The organism is Paracoccus sp. SCSIO 75233 (assembly GCF_027912675.1).
Lineage (GTDB): Bacteria > Pseudomonadota > Alphaproteobacteria > Rhodobacterales > Rhodobacteraceae > Paracoccus.
Genome location: NZ_CP115757.1, coordinates 2,476,345 through 2,490,510, shown reverse-complemented (window position 1 = coordinate 2,490,510; position 14,166 = coordinate 2,476,345). Strand labels below are relative to the sequence as shown.

General features: G+C 61.8%; 15 protein-coding genes. 8 read left to right on the top strand and 7 right to left on the bottom strand.

What is annotated here, in order from left to right:
- The first annotated feature begins 194 nt into the window (after positions 1-194).
- The 3 genes from lpxC (at position 195) to recN (ending at position 3,792) form a co-directional block, all read left to right on the top strand.
- Positions 195-1,133: a UDP-3-O-acyl-N-acetylglucosamine deacetylase gene (gene lpxC / locus PAF12_RS12165; protein ID WP_271107210.1), complete on the top strand. Its 939-nt coding sequence runs from the start codon at positions 195-197 to the stop codon at positions 1,131-1,133.
- A 138-nt stretch (positions 1,134-1,271) separates the two neighbouring features.
- The gene (locus tag PAF12_RS12160) at positions 1,272-2,117 is read left to right on the top strand and encodes an outer membrane protein assembly factor BamD (RefSeq protein WP_271107209.1); all 846 of its coding nucleotides are present in this window, start codon (positions 1,272-1,274) and stop codon (positions 2,115-2,117) included.
- A 34-nt stretch (positions 2,118-2,151) separates the two neighbouring features.
- Positions 2,152-3,792 carry a DNA repair protein RecN gene (gene recN, locus PAF12_RS12155; protein WP_271107208.1) on the top strand — a complete coding sequence of 547 codons (1,641 nt, stop codon included), beginning with the start codon at positions 2,152-2,154 and terminating at the stop codon, positions 3,790-3,792.
- A 26-nt stretch (positions 3,793-3,818) separates the two neighbouring features.
- Here the strand turns inward: recN and PAF12_RS12150 are convergent, their stop codons facing one another.
- From PAF12_RS12150 to PAF12_RS12130, 5 genes are all read right to left on the bottom strand, one after another.
- The gene (locus PAF12_RS12150; protein WP_271107207.1) at positions 3,819-4,112 is read right to left on the bottom strand and encodes a hypothetical protein; all 294 of its coding nucleotides are present in this window, start codon (positions 4,110-4,112) and stop codon (positions 3,819-3,821) included.
- A gap of 91 nt (positions 4,113-4,203) precedes the next feature.
- On the bottom strand, positions 4,204-5,076 hold the full coding sequence (gene mmsB, locus PAF12_RS12145) for a 3-hydroxyisobutyrate dehydrogenase (RefSeq protein ID WP_271107206.1): 873 nt from the start codon (positions 5,074-5,076) through the stop codon (positions 4,204-4,206).
- Between the two features lie 22 nt (positions 5,077-5,098).
- Positions 5,099-6,097, bottom strand: coding sequence for an enoyl-CoA hydratase/isomerase family protein (locus PAF12_RS12140; RefSeq protein WP_271107205.1), 999 nt, complete (start codon positions 6,095-6,097; stop codon positions 5,099-5,101).
- On the bottom strand, positions 6,097-7,242 hold the full coding sequence (locus tag PAF12_RS12135; protein WP_271107204.1) for an acyl-CoA dehydrogenase family protein: 1,146 nt from the start codon (positions 7,240-7,242) through the stop codon (positions 6,097-6,099). Before PAF12_RS12135 ends, PAF12_RS12140 begins: the two co-directional genes overlap by 1 nt.
- A gap of 180 nt (positions 7,243-7,422) precedes the next feature.
- On the bottom strand, positions 7,423-8,922 hold the full coding sequence (locus PAF12_RS12130) for a CoA-acylating methylmalonate-semialdehyde dehydrogenase (RefSeq protein ID WP_271107203.1): 1,500 nt from the start codon (positions 8,920-8,922) through the stop codon (positions 7,423-7,425).
- A gap of 104 nt (positions 8,923-9,026) precedes the next feature.
- Between PAF12_RS12130 and PAF12_RS12125 the strand changes: the two genes are divergently transcribed.
- From PAF12_RS12125 to PAF12_RS12110, 4 genes are all read left to right on the top strand, one after another.
- Positions 9,027-9,944, top strand: a complete 918-nt coding sequence (locus PAF12_RS12125) for a LysR family transcriptional regulator (protein ID WP_271107202.1) — start codon at positions 9,027-9,029, stop codon at positions 9,942-9,944.
- Positions 9,945-9,994: 50 nt separating this feature from the next.
- The gene (locus tag PAF12_RS12120; RefSeq protein ID WP_271107201.1) at positions 9,995-10,435 is read left to right on the top strand and encodes a CBS domain-containing protein; all 441 of its coding nucleotides are present in this window, start codon (positions 9,995-9,997) and stop codon (positions 10,433-10,435) included.
- An 81-nt stretch (positions 10,436-10,516) separates the two neighbouring features.
- Positions 10,517-11,020 (top strand): pantetheine-phosphate adenylyltransferase, encoded by a 504-nt coding sequence (gene coaD / locus PAF12_RS12115; RefSeq protein WP_271107200.1) that lies wholly within the window; start codon positions 10,517-10,519, stop codon positions 11,018-11,020.
- Positions 11,021-11,053: 33 nt separating this feature from the next.
- On the top strand, positions 11,054-11,866 hold the full coding sequence (locus tag PAF12_RS12110) for a DUF2189 domain-containing protein (protein WP_271107199.1): 813 nt from the start codon (positions 11,054-11,056) through the stop codon (positions 11,864-11,866).
- A 78-nt stretch (positions 11,867-11,944) separates the two neighbouring features.
- Here the strand turns inward: PAF12_RS12110 and PAF12_RS12105 are convergent, their stop codons facing one another.
- Positions 11,945-12,454, bottom strand: a complete 510-nt coding sequence (locus PAF12_RS12105) for a polymer-forming cytoskeletal protein (protein ID WP_271107198.1) — start codon at positions 12,452-12,454, stop codon at positions 11,945-11,947.
- On the bottom strand, positions 12,444-13,748 hold the full coding sequence (locus tag PAF12_RS12100) for a DUF5930 domain-containing protein (protein WP_271107197.1): 1,305 nt from the start codon (positions 13,746-13,748) through the stop codon (positions 12,444-12,446). Before PAF12_RS12100 ends, PAF12_RS12105 begins: the two co-directional genes overlap by 11 nt.
- Positions 13,749-13,980: 232 nt before the next feature.
- Between PAF12_RS12100 and PAF12_RS12095 the strand changes: the two genes are divergently transcribed.
- On the top strand, positions 13,981-14,124 hold the full coding sequence (locus PAF12_RS12095; RefSeq protein WP_271107196.1) for a hypothetical protein: 144 nt from the start codon (positions 13,981-13,983) through the stop codon (positions 14,122-14,124).
- The last annotated feature ends 42 nt before the right edge of the window (positions 14,125-14,166 follow it).

Sequence of the window (14,166 nt, the reverse complement as noted above, 5' to 3'; positions counted from 1 at the left end):
AAAACGCATCGAAGGACTGCCGAAAGGCGGTCCTTTTTCTTGTTTGCCGCAGCAAACCAAGCAAAATCCATATGTTGCATCCGTGCCAATGTTACAGAGAGTCACAAAACGTTAATTGAGACGACGCGCTGCCCAACCTAATTGAAACTTGCGGGACAAAGTTAATCGCCGCGAAACAACGGACGGGCAGGCGTATGCAGGCAACAATTGCGAAAGCGACTGAATTTCGGGGCGTAGGACTTCATTCCGGCGTGGCCGTACGCATGGATATCTGTCCCGCCCCGACGGGTCATGGCATCGTCTTTGAGCGCACCGATCTTCCGGCAGGTGAAAACCGCATCCCGGCACTTTGGGATCGCGTGGTGCCGTCGAAACTGTGTACGCTGATCGAAAACGATCATGGCGCACGGGTGTCGACGATTGAGCATATCATGGCGGCGCTGGCCGGGACGGGTATTCAAAACGCGCTGATCCGCATCGACGCGCCGGAGGTTCCGATCCTCGACGGGTCATCGGCGATTTTCGTGTCAGGTATCCTTCAGGCGGGCATCCGGGTGCAGGATGCTGAGCTGCGGGCCATTCGCCTGAAGCGCCCGGTCGAGGTGCGTGAGGGCGAGGCGGTTGCGCGTCTCGAACCGGCCGATCATCTTGAAATCGACTTTCACATTGATTTTACCGATGCCGCTATCGGGCGTCAGGAAAAGGCGCTCGACATGGCCAACGGCGCTTTCGTGCGCGAGTTGATGGACAGCCGGACCTTCTGCCGTCAGTCGGATGTCGACGTGATGCGCCAGAATGGGCTGGCGCTTGGCGGCACCTATATGAATGCGGTTGTGGTCGACGGTGACAAGGTTCTGTCCCCCGGCGGGTTGCGCCACAAGGATGAGGCTGTTCGCCACAAGATGCTTGACGCAATGGGCGATCTGGCGCTTGCCGGTGCGCCTTTGCTGGCGCGCTACAGCGGCAACCGGGCCGGGCATGCGATGACCAATAAGCTGCTTCGGGCGCTGTTTGCGGCACCGGATGCATGGGAATGGGAAGTTTGCGCGTCTGATCTGGAATGCCGGCTGCCGGGCGCCGGCGTTGCCGCCTATGGCCCGGTAAACGCTCCGGCGCTGATCGCTGTCGCATGACGCTTGCGCCATGCGGCGCAAGCCCCCGTAAAATCTCCACATTGCCATTTTGCGCCCCCTGATGTTCTGTGCTAGGACGACCGGGCTGTGAAGGCGATGACTCGTCCGCAGCCCTAAAGTTCTGGCAGGCAGGTTTCGATGATCCGCTTCGTTTCGTCCAAGACACTTCTGGCTATGGTATTGGCTGGGACCCTTCTCGCTGGTTGCGGGGGGAATAATTCGGACGAGCGTGTCCCGGTCGAAGGCTTCACAGCCGAGGAAATCTACAAGCGCGGCGAGTATGAGCTGGAGAATAACCGCGACCCCGACACGGCGGTCTATTATTTCTCGGAAATCGAGCGGCTTTATCCTTATTCCCAATGGGCCAAGCGCGCGCTCATCATGCAGGCCTATGCCTACCACAAGGACAAGGATTATGAGGAGGCGCGCGGCGCGGCACAGCGTTTCATCGATACCTATCCGGGCGATGACGATGCTGCCTACGCAAAATATCTGCTGGCACTCAGCTATTACGACCAGATCGACGAGATCGGGCGGGATCAGGGCCTGACCTTCCAGGCGCTGCAGGCGCTGCGCGAGGTGATCGAGGAATATCCCGACAGCGAATATGCGCGCTCCTCGATCCTGAAATTCGATCTCGCCTTCGACCATCTCGCCGCGAAGGAGATGGAGATCGGGCGATATTACCTGAAGCGCGGGCATTATTCCGCCGCCATCAACCGTTTCCGTGTGGTCGTCGAGGATTTCCAGACCACCACGCACACGCCCGAAGCACTGATGCGGCTTGTCGAAGCCTATCTGGCGCTTGGCCTGACCGACGAGGCGCAGACGGCGGGTGCGATTCTGGGTCACAACTTCCAGTCCTCGCCATTCTACGAGGATGCGTATAATCAGTTGCGTGGCCGGGGGCTGACTGCCACGGCGCAAGGGGATAGCTGGCTCAACGCGGTCTATCGGCAGGTCGTGCAGGGCAGGTGGCTGTAACGGTGCGCTGAAGCGCACCCTACGGGGTGGGGCAATGCTGCGCGAACTTCACATCCGCGACATTCTTCTGATTGACCGGCTGGAGCTGGATTTCAGCGCCGGTCTGAATGTGCTGACCGGGGAAACCGGGGCGGGGAAGTCGATCCTGCTGGATTGCCTCGGCTTTGTGCTGGGCTGGCGCGGGCGGGCCGAACTGGTGCGCAGCGGTGCCGAACAAGGCGAGGTGACGGCGGTATTCGATCTGCCATCGGGCCATCCGGCGCATGAGGTGCTGCAGGAACTGGGGATCGAGGCGACGGATGAACTTATCCTGCGCCGTGTGAATCGCAATGACGGGCGCAAGACGGCGTGGATCAATGATCGCCGTGCATCGGGTGAGGTGCTGCGAAACCTCTCCGAGACGTTGGTTGAGTTGCATGGTCAGCATGATGATCGCGGCCTGCTGAACCCACGCGGGCATCGGCAGTTGCTGGACGCTTTCGCCGGGATTGATCTGTCGGTGCTGCGTGCGCTCTGGGCGGCACGGCGCGATGCTGCGAAGGCGCTGCGCGAGGCAGAACTGCGGTTGGAGCAGGCACGCGCCGAGGAGGAATTCCTGCGCCATGCTGTCAAGGAACTGGGTGATTTTGCACCGGAGCCGGGAGAGGACGAACGGCTTGATACCGCGCGCCGGACCATGCAGGCGGCGGAACGGATCAGGGAAGATGTCGCCCGCGCGGCGCAGGCGCTTGGCCCGGACGGTGCCGAAGGGGCGATGCTGGATGCGAACCGTTGGCTTGAGGGCGCGGCGGAGAGGGCAGAGGGTCGGCTGGATGGTGCGATCTCCGCGCTTTCCCGTGCGTTGATCGAACTCGGCGAGGCGGCATCCGGCGTGGACGATGCGCTGCAGGACATGGATTTCGATCCGCATGAGCTTGAGACGACCGAAGAACGGTTGTTTGCGTTGCGCGCGCTGGCCCGGAAACACGATGTCGTGCCGGACGATCTGGCAACGCTGGCCGATGAGCTGCGTGACCGGCTGACCGCGATTGATGCCGGGGCGGAGGATCTGGCGCGGCTTCAGGACGCCGTCGCCAAGGCGGAGCGGGATTACACGGCGGAGGCGGCGCGTATCCATGCGGAACGTCAGGCGGCAGCGAAGCGGTTGGATGCCGCGATGGCTGCGGAGCTTGCGCCGCTGAAAATGGAGCGGGCAGTTTTCGAGACGCGGGTTCTGGCGGCGGAGCCGGGGCCAGATGGGACCGACAGCGTCGCATTCACTGTCGCAACCAATCCGGGTGCGCCTGCCGGGCCGCTCGACAAGATCGCCTCGGGTGGTGAATTGTCGCGCTTCCTGCTGGCGCTGAAGGTCAGTCTTGCACGCGGAAATGACGCGCTGACGCTGATTTTCGATGAGATTGACCGGGGCGTGGGTGGCGCGACGGCGGATGCTGTGGGGCGGCGTCTTGCGCGTCTGGCGGATACGGCACAGGTGCTTGTCGTGACCCATTCACCTCAGGTCGCCGCCCTCGGCAGCACGCATTTCCGCGTGGCGAAGCAGGTCGAAGGGGGCATGACAACCAGCCGGGTGGAGGCTCTTGGCAGTGCCGAGCGGGTGGATGAGATCGCGCGAATGCTGTCGGGCGAGCAGATCACGGATGTTGCCCGTGACGCTGCCCGGTCGCTGATCGGCTGATCTGTCCGGACCGGCTGCGGGCGAACTCAGTCGAGAATGCTGTCCACCTGTCGGATCACCGATTGGACCTTGCCGCTTTCCGCGTCGATACGGACAAGCCGTCCGTTCATCACCGCATATTTGCTGCCGGTCGGGGCCGGGCGAAGCCCATACCGACCGGGCCGCGATACAATATGCAGGCGTGCCGGGTCAGCAACCTCGCCAATCGGGATGCTGACGGCGGTCGTCCCTTCCTCTCCGCGCAGCGCGTTGGAGGCCACAACGGCAACTCCGAGCGCCGCGATAAGGGCGAGGGCATATGAGGAGGGATTCCAAGACACCGGATGACTGAACGCAGTTGTTTTGCAGCAAACGCATCCCGTCATCTTCCGGTTCCACGACGCCCCCTGTCCTAAAGGACAAATTCTTTCGTCACGAACGTCCGCGCTTTTCGAATCTTGGCAGCATTGCCGAGAAATCCTGTCCGGCACCGTCTTCGCTGCCGACAAAACGGTCATAAAGCTGCATGGCGAGTTCGCCCATCGGGGTATCCGCATCCGCGCCTTCTGCCGCCTGCTGGGCGAGGCGGAGATCCTTCAGCATGAGGTCTGCCGCGAAGCCCGGCTTGTAGCCGTTATCCGCCGGTGATTTGGGGCCGATCCCCGGTGCGGGGCAATAGGCGTTCATCGACCAGCTATAGCCGGAGGATGTGGATACGACGTCGAACATTTTCTGCCGGTCGAGGCCGAGCTTGTCGGCGAGCGCGAATGCCTCGCATGTTGCGATCATGGTGACGCCGAGGATCATGTTATTGCAGATCTTGGCCGCCTGACCGGCACCGGATTCGCCGCAATGGACGGCCTTTTGCCCCATGATCTCGAACAGGGGCTCCACAGTGGCGAAGGCCTCCGCGCCGCCGCCGACCATGAATGTCAACGTGCCGCCCGCAGCACCTGTGATCCCGCCTGATACCGGCGCGTCCAGCGCGCCCAGCCCAGCGGCATTTGCATCGGTGGCGACGGCTCGCGCGCTTTCGACGTCAACGGTGGAGCAATCGCAGAATACCGCGCCTGCCTTCATCGCCGGGATGATCTCCGCCGCGACGCTTTGCAGAATTCCGCCATTCGGCAACATTGTGATCACAACATCCGCCCCGGTTGCTGCCTCCGCCGCCGATGACGCCGCACGAAGCGGGGCTTCCGGTGCTGCAACCTTGTCGAAGCCGATCACCTCATGCCCGGCCTTGGCGAGGTTGATCGCCATTGGCATGCCCATATTTCCCAGACCGATGAAACCAATTTTCATGATGTCCTCCCCCTTCGTTTCATTAATCGAATTGTAATTCGTCGTCGCCGAGCGGGGCGAGCATGGCCTCAACCCCCTGTTCGGAGGCATCGGCGCTCCATTGCGGATTGCGGTCCTTGTCGATGATCTGCGCCCGGACGCCTTCCAGGAAGTCGCCATGCTGCGTGGCGCGATAGGTGAAGCGGAATTCCCGTGCGAGGCTGTCCTGAATGCGGGCGTCGTTCCGCGCCGCCCGAACCATGCGCAGCCCCGCGGCCATCGAAAGCGGAGAGTTCCGGCGGATCGGTTTCAGTGCGTCCTCGTTTCCCTGTGCCTCAAGCGTGGAGATGATGTCAGCCAGATCGGCTCCGGCAAAGGCCGACAGATCAGCATCGGCAAGCGGCGCTTCCGGCGGGGTCTGCCCTGCCAGAAAATCCGTGTCGCCGGTCTCGCAGAGTTGGTCGATCAGGCCGGGCCATTCCTGCTCCGGGATATAGAGATCCGCGAACCCGGCATGGATCGCATCGCCCGGCCCCATGCGTCCTGCGGTCAGCGCCAGATACTCGCCGATGTGATCCGGTGCGCGGGACAAGAGCCATGTGCCGCCGACATCCGGGATCAGCCCGATGCCGGATTCCGGCATGGCGATGCGGGTGCTGTCCCCGACGATCCGGTGACCTGCGTGCCCGCCGACGCCGACGCCCCCGCCCATGACGAAACCCTGCATGAAGGCCAGGATGGGTTTCGGATAATCGGCAATCGCGGCATTCATCCGGTATTCGTCAAAGAAAAAACGCTGCCCGACGCTGTGATCGCCCGCCAGACCGGCGCGGTAGACAGCGGCGATGTCGCCGCCCGCACAAAAGGCTTTTTCGCCTTCCGCGTCAATGATGACAAGTGCCACCTCCGCATCATCGCGCCAATCGTCCAGAGCGGCATGGATCGCCTTTACCATGTCATGATCCAGCGCGTTCAGGGCCTGTGGGCGGTTGAAGGTCATTCGCCCGGCCCGGCCCTGCTTTCTGATCGTCATGTCGGCCATCAATGCGCCTCCGCCAGCAAGGAACGGCTGACGATCAGCCGCATGATTTCGTTCGTGCCTTCGAGGATCTGGTGGACGCGCAGGTCGCGGACGATCTTCTCGATCCCGTAATCGGCCAGATAGCCGTAGCCGCCGTGAAGTTGCAGGCACTGGTTTGCCACCTCGAACGCGCGGTCGGTGACATGCAGCTTGGCCATTGCGCAGAACTTCGTTGCATCCGGCGCGCCCTGATCCAGCTTCCACGCCGCTTGCCGCAGGAAGACGCGGGCGGATTGGAGGGCGGTTTCCATCTCTGCCAGCCGGAACTGGAGTGCCTGAAACTGATCCAGAGATTTCCCGAACGCCTTGCGCTCGCCCATATAGGCGATGGTTTTGTCGAGTGCCGCCTGCGCGCCACCCAGGGCTCCGGCAGAAATATTCAGCCGCCCGCCATCCAGCCCCGCCATCGCATAGCGGAAGCCGTGGCCGTCTTCTCCGATCTGGTTTTCCAGCGGGATCAGGCAGTCGTCGAATTGCACCTGCGCGGTCGGCTGCGCGCGCCAGCCCATCTTACGTTCTGCCGCGCCGAAGCTGAGCCCGTCGGTGCCGTCCTCGATCACCACGGTCGAAATCCCTTTCGGCCCGTCCTCGCCGGTTCGCACCATTGTCAGATAGCAGTCGGAATAGCCGCCGCCGGAGATGAACGCCTTGGTGCCGTTCAGGCGGAAACCGTCATTTCCCCGCTCCGCACGGGTCCGAAGTGCTGCGGCGTCGGAGCCGGAGCCGGGCTCGGTCAGGCAGTAGGACCAGATTTTCTGCATCGAACAGAGGTCGGGGAGAAACCGCTGCTTCGCCTCCGCCGAGCCGAATTTGTCGATCATGCCGCCGCACATATTGTGGATCGACAGGAAACTGCCGACGGAGGGGCAGGCCATCGCGAGCGCCTCGAAAATCAGCGTTCCGTCCAGCCGGGAGAGGCCAGACCCGCCATATTCCTCCGACACGAAGATGCCGCCGAGGCCCAGCTCACCGACCTTCGCCCAAAGCTCGCGGGGGATGGTGCCGTCGGTTTCCCATTGCTCTGCATGGGGGCCGATATGTTCCGCGCCGAAGTCGCGCGCCATGTCGAAAATCGCTTGCTGCTCCTCGCTCAGTGCGAAGTCCATACCGCCTCCTCCCTCATTGGCAGATAATTGAACGTATGTTCTATTGTGAGCAAATATCGCCCCCGATCAAGGTCGTTCCGCCGGTGTTCCTTGTGATTTGACCGATTGCCGCAGAAATATGTGACGAATTCGGCCTGACAAGCATGGAAAAAAGGGGCGCTCGAAGCGCCCCTTTCAACATCAGTCCATAGCCTTGAAGTTGAACTCGCCGCCTTCCTTGATGCCCGAGGGCCAGCGGGAGGTGACGGTCTTGGTCCGTGTGTAGAAGCGGAACGCGTCCGGGCCGTGCTGGTTGAGGTCACCGAAGCCGGATTTCTTCCAGCCGCCGAAGGTGTGATAGGCCAGCGGCACCGGGATCGGGACGTTGATGCCGACCATGCCGATATTGATGCGGCTGGCGAAGTCGCGGGCGGTGTCGCCGTCGCGGGTATAGATCGCGGTGCCGTTGCCATATTCGTGGTCAAGCGCCAGCCCGATAGCTTCCTCATAGGAACCAGCACGGACAGTCGACAGGACCGGGCCGAAGATTTCGGTCTTGTAGATGTCCATGTCGGGGGTCACGCGGTCGAACAGATGTGGGCCGACGAAGAAGCCGTCCTCATATCCCTGCAGGCTGAAATCGCGGCCATCGACGACCAGTTCCGCCCCCTGATCGATGCCGGTCTGGACGAGGCGCTGAATATTCTCCTTTGCCGCCTTGGTCACGACCGGGCCGTAATCGACATCGTCGCCCGCCGTATAGGGGCCGACTTTCAGCTTCTCGATCCGGGGCACCAGCTTTTCGATCAGCGCGTCGGCGGTTTTCTCTCCGACCGGCACGGCGACGGAAATGGCCATGCAGCGTTCGCCCGCAGCACCGTAACCGGCACCCACCAGAGCATCCGCCGCCTGATCCAGATCGGCGTCGGGCATGATGATCATGTGGTTCTTTGCCCCGCCGAAGCACTGCGCGCGCTTGCCGGTCTTGGCAGCTTCCTCATAGATATATTGCGCGATCGGGGTCGATCCGACGAAGCCGATGGCCTGAACGGTCTCGCTTTGCAGAAGCGCGTCGACCGCGCCCTTGTCGCCGTTGATGACCTGCAGCACGCCGTCCGGCAGCCCGGCTTCCTTGAACAGCGCCGCCAGCATCAGCGGGACGGAGGGGTCGCGCTCCGACGGTTTCAGGATCATCGCGTTCCCGGCTGCAAGCGCCGGTCCCATTTTCCATAGCGGGATCATGGCGGGGAAGTTGAACGGCGTGATACCGGCCACGACACCAAGCGGTTGGCGCATGGAGTACATGTCGATGCCCGGACCTGCGCCATCGGTGAACTCACCTTTCAGCAAATGCGGCGCACCGATGCAGAATTCGATCACTTCCAGCCCGCGCTGCACATCGCCCTTTGCGTCGGGGAAGGTCTTGCCGTGTTCGGAGGACAGCACCTCTGCCAGCTTGTCCATGTCGCGGTTCAGCAGGGCGACCATCTTCATCATCACGCGCGCGCGCCGCTGCGGGTTGGTCGCGGCCCATTTGATCTGCGCCTGCGCTGCGCTTGCGATTGCGGCGCTGATTTCCTCGTTGGAGGCCAGCGCGACCTGTGCCTGAACCTCGCCGGTTGCGGGGTTGTAGACATCCGCCGTCCGTCCCGAGGTTCCCACGACCTCCTTGCCGTCAATCCAGTGTCCGATCTGTTTCATGATAAGCTCCTTCCCGAAATTTGGCCCAAGTGTATCTTGCGAAAATGCGGCGCGGAAGCGACAGTTCGGCAAAAGGGTACTGCAGTTATGCAAAGGGGGCTGTGTTGGACTGGGACGATCTGCGGGTGTTTCTGGCGGTTGCGCGTGATGATGGCCTTTCGCGTGCCGGGCGGCGGCTGGCGATGGATCCTTCCACGGTCGGACGGCGGATTGCGCGGCTGGAGCAGTCCCTGGGGCATCCGCTGTTCCTCAGATCGCCGCAGGGTTACGCGCTGACACCCGAAGGCGCGCGGCTGGTGCCACATGCGGAAGCGGCGGAACAAGCCTTGGCGGGGGCGAGCGATTCCCTTGGTCAGCCGGGGGAGTTGACCGGCCAGCTTAGGATCGGCGCGCCGGATGGCTGCGCGAATTATCTGCTGCCGCAGGTCGCAGCACAGCTTTGCGATGCGCATCCGGGGCTGGAAATCCAGATCGTCGCCTTGCCGCGCGTGTTCAACCTGTCGAAACGGGAGGCTGACTTCGCCGTTGCCGTCAGCAGGCCGGAAAGCGGGCGTCTGGTGGTGCAGCGGCTATGCGATTATCACCTGCATCTCGCCGCGCATCGCGACTATCTGGAGCGGGACGGTCAGGTCGCCACGCTCGATGATCTGAAGGGAAAGCGGCTGATCGGTTATATCCCGGACATGATCTTCGATCAGGAACTGGACTATCTCGCCCCGCTGCTGGAGCGGACGGGGGCGGAACCGGCGCGCCTGACCTCCAACTCTGTCTCCGTCCAGATGCAGGCGATCCGGGGCGGTGCCGGGATCGGGATCGTGCATGATTTCGCGATCCCCTTTACCCCGGGTGTGGTCCCGCTATTGGCCGGTGAATTCTCGCTGACCCGTGCGTTCTGGCTGATCCGACATGCCGATGACCGCCGCTCCGAACGGCTCAACCGGCTGGCCGAAGCTTTGGCACATAGCTTGCGCGCGGAAGTAAAGCGGCTGGAAAATGAGGTCACACAGCCCGGCGGGACTTGACCTGCGGCGCGGTTGCGACAGACTGGCAGAACGCAGAAACGGAGAACAGCATGTTGGTACGTCAGATACTTTCCATGAAGGACATGGGCGATAACATCGTGACCATAACGCCGGACTCCACGGTGATGGATGCCTCGAAGCTGCTGGCGGAGAAGCGCATCGGCGCGGTCGTCGTCAGCGAGGATGGCGCGCGCCCGGTCGGTATCCTGTCCGAACGCGACATCGTGCGGGAACTGGGGCGGCAGGGGCCGGATATCCTGTCGGGCAAGGTCGCTTCGCTGATGACCAGAAAAGTATCGACATGCTCCTCGGGGGAGGACACGCTGGCCGTGCTGGAGCGCATGACCGAAGGTCGCTTCCGTCACCTGCCGGTCCTCGATGACGACGGCAAGATGATCGGCATCGTGTCCATCGGCGACGCGGTTTCCGCCCGGCTCAAGGAACTGGGGGACGAGAAAGACGCCCTTACCGGCATGATCATGGGCACCTGAGACAAAACGCCGCAGCCATGGTGCAATTGCGACAATTGGCGGCCGGGGCGTCTAAGCTATCATCAACCGAAGGAAGTTTTCATGCGCACTGGGCTCTATCCCGGCACATTCGATCCGATTACGCTGGGTCATGTCGACATCATCGAACGGGCAATGGCGCTGGTCGACCGGCTGGTGATCGGGGTGGCGATCAATCGTGACAAGGGGCCCTTGTTCAATCTGGAAGAGCGCGTCGAAATGGTCGAACACGAATGCGCCGCGATTACAAAGATCACAGGCGGCGAAATCGTCGTTCACCCGTTCGAGAACCTGCTGATCGACTGCGCGCGCGATGTGGGCGCCAGCGTCATTATCCGCGGGCTGCGGGCCGTGGCGGATTTTGAATATGAGTTTCAGATGGTCGGCATGAACCGTGTGCTGGATGACAGTATCGAGACGGTTTTCCTGATGGCCGATGCCGAACGCCAGTCGATTGCTTCGAAACTGGTCAAGGAAATCGCCCGTCTTGGCGGGGATGTGTCCAGCTTTGTCACGCCTGCCGTTAACGATGCGCTGAAGGAAAGATTGCGTCCCGGCGGCGGATGACGGTGCATGGGCGTAAGGGGGGGAGAATACGCCATGAACGAAAGCCAACAAGATCTTGAAATATTGCATGACGGGCCGGACGAAATCCCGGAGCCTGTTGAGATCGGTTTCGACGCCATCGGCAAAAGCCTTCGCGCCGGTTGGCGAGATTTCCTGAAAGCGCCGGGATACGGTTTGTTTTTCTCGGCATTCTATGTGCTGGGCGGGCTGGTTCTCGCCCTCGTCGCGGCGGCATCGGGGCAGGAATGGTGGCTGATGCCGTTCATTGTCGGCTTCCCGCTGATCGCGCCCTTCGCCGCTGTCGGGCTGTTCGAGGTGTCGCGCCGGCTGGAGGAGCAGGAGCCGCTGATCTGGCGCGAGGTGCTCGGTACGGTATTCGCCCAGAAGGACCGGCAACTGCCGTCAATGGCGATGGTGATCCTGCTCATGTTCATGTTCTGGGTGTTTGTTGCCCATACGACATTCGCCTTATTCATGGGCGTGTCGTCGCTGACCAATATCACGTCATCGCCCGAGTTGCTGTTTCAGGGCCGGGGCCTGACCATGCTGATCTTCGGGACACTGATCGGCGCGGGCTTCGCTGCGGTTCTGTTCAGTTTTACTGTGGTCGGTTTGCCGCTGCTGCTGGACAGGGAGATCGACTTCATCACGGCGATTATCACTTCCGTCAGGGCGGTTCTGACCAGCCCGCTGGTGCTCGCCACATGGGGCATCGTGATTGCAGCGATCCTGTTTCTGGGCATCCTGCCGTGGTTTCTGGGGCTGTTTGTGGCGCTGCCGGTTCTGGGGCATGCAAGCTGGCACATGTATCGGCAGATCATGCCTGAGGCGCCCGCCGATATCTGAGGCGCCGCGTACCTCAGACAGCAAAAAAGGGGGCGATCAGCCCCCTTCTTCGTATCAGCAAAGATCACTGTCCGAATATCAGCTTTCGCTCGCGCCTGCCGCCGGGGGTGCCAGCTTTTTCGTGCCGCCCTGCGAGAGCGGATCGTCCTGACGCTGGACCGAACCTTCGAAATGAGCGCCCGATTCGATGGCGATTGTCTTGTGGATAATGTCGCCCTCGACGCGAGCGGTCGACGACAGGCGCACTTTCAGGCCGCGCAGACGACCGATGACGCGGCCGTTCACGACAACCTCGTCCGCCAGAACCTCGCCGCGAACGGTGGCCGAATCGCCGATGGTCAGGTGATGGGCGCGGATATCGCCCTCGATCTGGCCTTCGACCTGAATGTCACCGGCGGTCTGAAGATCGCCCTTGATGGTCAGGTCCGACGACAGGATCGACGGGGTGGCGCGGTTGCGCGGTGCCGCCGGGGCAGGTGCCGTGGCCGATGCCTGCTCTGGCGCGGCTTCGGTCTTGGGTTTTTCCGGTTCGGTGGCCGGGGGCTGGGTGCGATTCGTGGTTTCGGTCACACGAGATTTAGAAAACATTCTGTGCCGCCTTGATGAAGCTCATAGGATTAACAGCCTTGCCGTCAACCCGGACTTCGTAATGAAGATGCGGGCCGGTAGACCGTCCGGTATTTCCCATATCACCAATCTGTGCGCCGCGCGATACCTTCTGACCGACCTTTACCCGGATCTTTGACAGATGCGCGTAGCGGGTCTCGGTTCCAAGTGCATGCTCTATCTTGATAATATTGCCATAGCCGTTCTGACGGCCGGCAAATGTCACAACACCGTCACCCGGTGCCAGCACCGGCGTCCCCGTCGGGCCGGCCATGTCCAGCCCTTTATGCATGCGGCCCCAGCGGGGACCGAAACCAGAGGTCAGGCGGAAGGCCGACTTCACGGGCATATCCAGCGGCAGCTTGTTCGCTGCGATTCGGTAGCGGTTGACCTGATCGAGGCTGACAATGATGTCGCCTGCGCGGGCCTCGCTTTCATTGATCGCGGCATTGCCGCTGGTCGAGACGGTTGCTTCCGTCAGCGGGCCACCCTGTCCGGCATAGCCTTCATCGATTGACGCGAGCAGCGCGTCCGTATCGAGGCCGATATTGTCGAACATCTCCTGGAACGGCACGACAGACGCCGAAACCGCATCCTCAATCTGCCCGAACAATTCGTCATTGCGGGCGATAAGCTGCTCCTGCTCGGTCTTGGCAGCGGCGGCTTCTGCGCGGGCGATTCGTGCGGCTTCCGCTGCCGCGTCACGGGCTTCGGCGGTTGAACGAAGCTGGTCGTTCAGCGCGGTCAGGGCCAGATCGGTTTCCGCACTCGCCGCGTGGGACGTATCCGGTCGTTCCGCGATGGCCGCGCCCAGCTTGGCCTGAACGGCTTCCAGACCGGCTTGAAGCTCCTGATTTTCCTTCTGCGTCGCAAGCAGCTCCGCCTGATATTTCGCCACCTCGTCCAGAGCGGCGGAGAACCTGTCCTGCGCATTCCGGGCCTCGGTCGCGCGGATGTCACGCTCTTCCGCCAGCACGGCAAGGCGCGATTCGTAAACCGACTGGGCCTGCGCCGCCTGTTCGCCCGAGCTTCCGCCGATGCGGTCATAGGCCAGCAGGGCACCGGATACGACGGCCCAGCCCACAAGGATCGCAGAACCGGCGATGAGCCCCAGTTGGGTTAGCGGGGCGAGGCGGATGACGCGGGCGTCGGTATCGGATTTCAAATAGACGCGCTTCTCGGAAAGAACGCGTTGAGCAATTGCGTTTAGTCGGTTTGGCAAGGCAACTATCCCCGGGCAGCGGTTCACGTTTTTGTGCAAGATCGTTACTTGCATTATGACGGCGCTTTTTCGGCACTTCTAACTTCGGTGTTGTAAACAAGACACGGCGCGCGGATTCAACTGGATTAATTTGCTTGCCTGTTGATCCGGCGAAATCCGGCTTCAATTGGCGAAAAACTGCCGAAAATTCTCCGGATTGCGTTATCTTCGGAACGCCACGCATCCGGTTGCCCGACACGAATACGGCGACTAAGCAGGGGCAGGATCAATCTTTGGGTGAAGGCTCGTGACGACCGCCAATGTAATTACCATCTTCCTGCTGATTGTCGCATTGCTGATTGCGGATGCGCTTTGGCTGCACTGGAATTTGCCGGTCGAGGTTGGGCGGCGTTTCGTGGCGCTTGTCGAGTATGTGAGCTTTTGGCGCTGACACCCCGCTGCGGGTTTGCAAGCCACGGAAAAAAGCCGCATA

Bases quoted from the DNA above. Each gene is read 5' to 3' on its own strand.
- PAF12_RS12100 (WP_271107197.1), bottom strand. From the start codon at position 13,748: ATGCAAGTAACGATCTTGCACAAAAACGTGAACCGCTGCCCGGGGATA.
- PAF12_RS12130 (WP_271107203.1), bottom strand. From the start codon at position 8,922: ATGAAACAGATCGGACACTGGATTGACGGCAAGGAGGTCGTGGGAACC.
- mmsB (WP_271107206.1), bottom strand. From the start codon at position 5,076: ATGAAAATTGGTTTCATCGGTCTGGGAAATATGGGCATGCCAATGGCG.
- PAF12_RS12135 (WP_271107204.1), bottom strand. From the start codon at position 7,242: ATGGACTTCGCACTGAGCGAGGAGCAGCAAGCGATTTTCGACATGGCG.
- lpxC (WP_271107210.1), top strand. From the start codon at position 195: ATGCAGGCAACAATTGCGAAAGCGACTGAATTTCGGGGCGTAGGACTT.
- recN (WP_271107208.1), top strand. From the start codon at position 2,152: ATGCTGCGCGAACTTCACATCCGCGACATTCTTCTGATTGACCGGCTG.
- coaD (WP_271107200.1), top strand. From the start codon at position 10,517: ATGCGCACTGGGCTCTATCCCGGCACATTCGATCCGATTACGCTGGGT.
- PAF12_RS12110 (WP_271107199.1), top strand. From the start codon at position 11,054: ATGAACGAAAGCCAACAAGATCTTGAAATATTGCATGACGGGCCGGAC.
- PAF12_RS12120 (WP_271107201.1), top strand. From the start codon at position 9,995: ATGTTGGTACGTCAGATACTTTCCATGAAGGACATGGGCGATAACATC.
- PAF12_RS12140 (WP_271107205.1), bottom strand. From the start codon at position 6,097: ATGGCCGACATGACGATCAGAAAGCAGGGCCGGGCCGGGCGAATGACC.
- PAF12_RS12105 (WP_271107198.1), bottom strand. From the start codon at position 12,454: ATGTTTTCTAAATCTCGTGTGACCGAAACCACGAATCGCACCCAGCCC.
- PAF12_RS12160 (WP_271107209.1), top strand. From the start codon at position 1,272: ATGATCCGCTTCGTTTCGTCCAAGACACTTCTGGCTATGGTATTGGCT.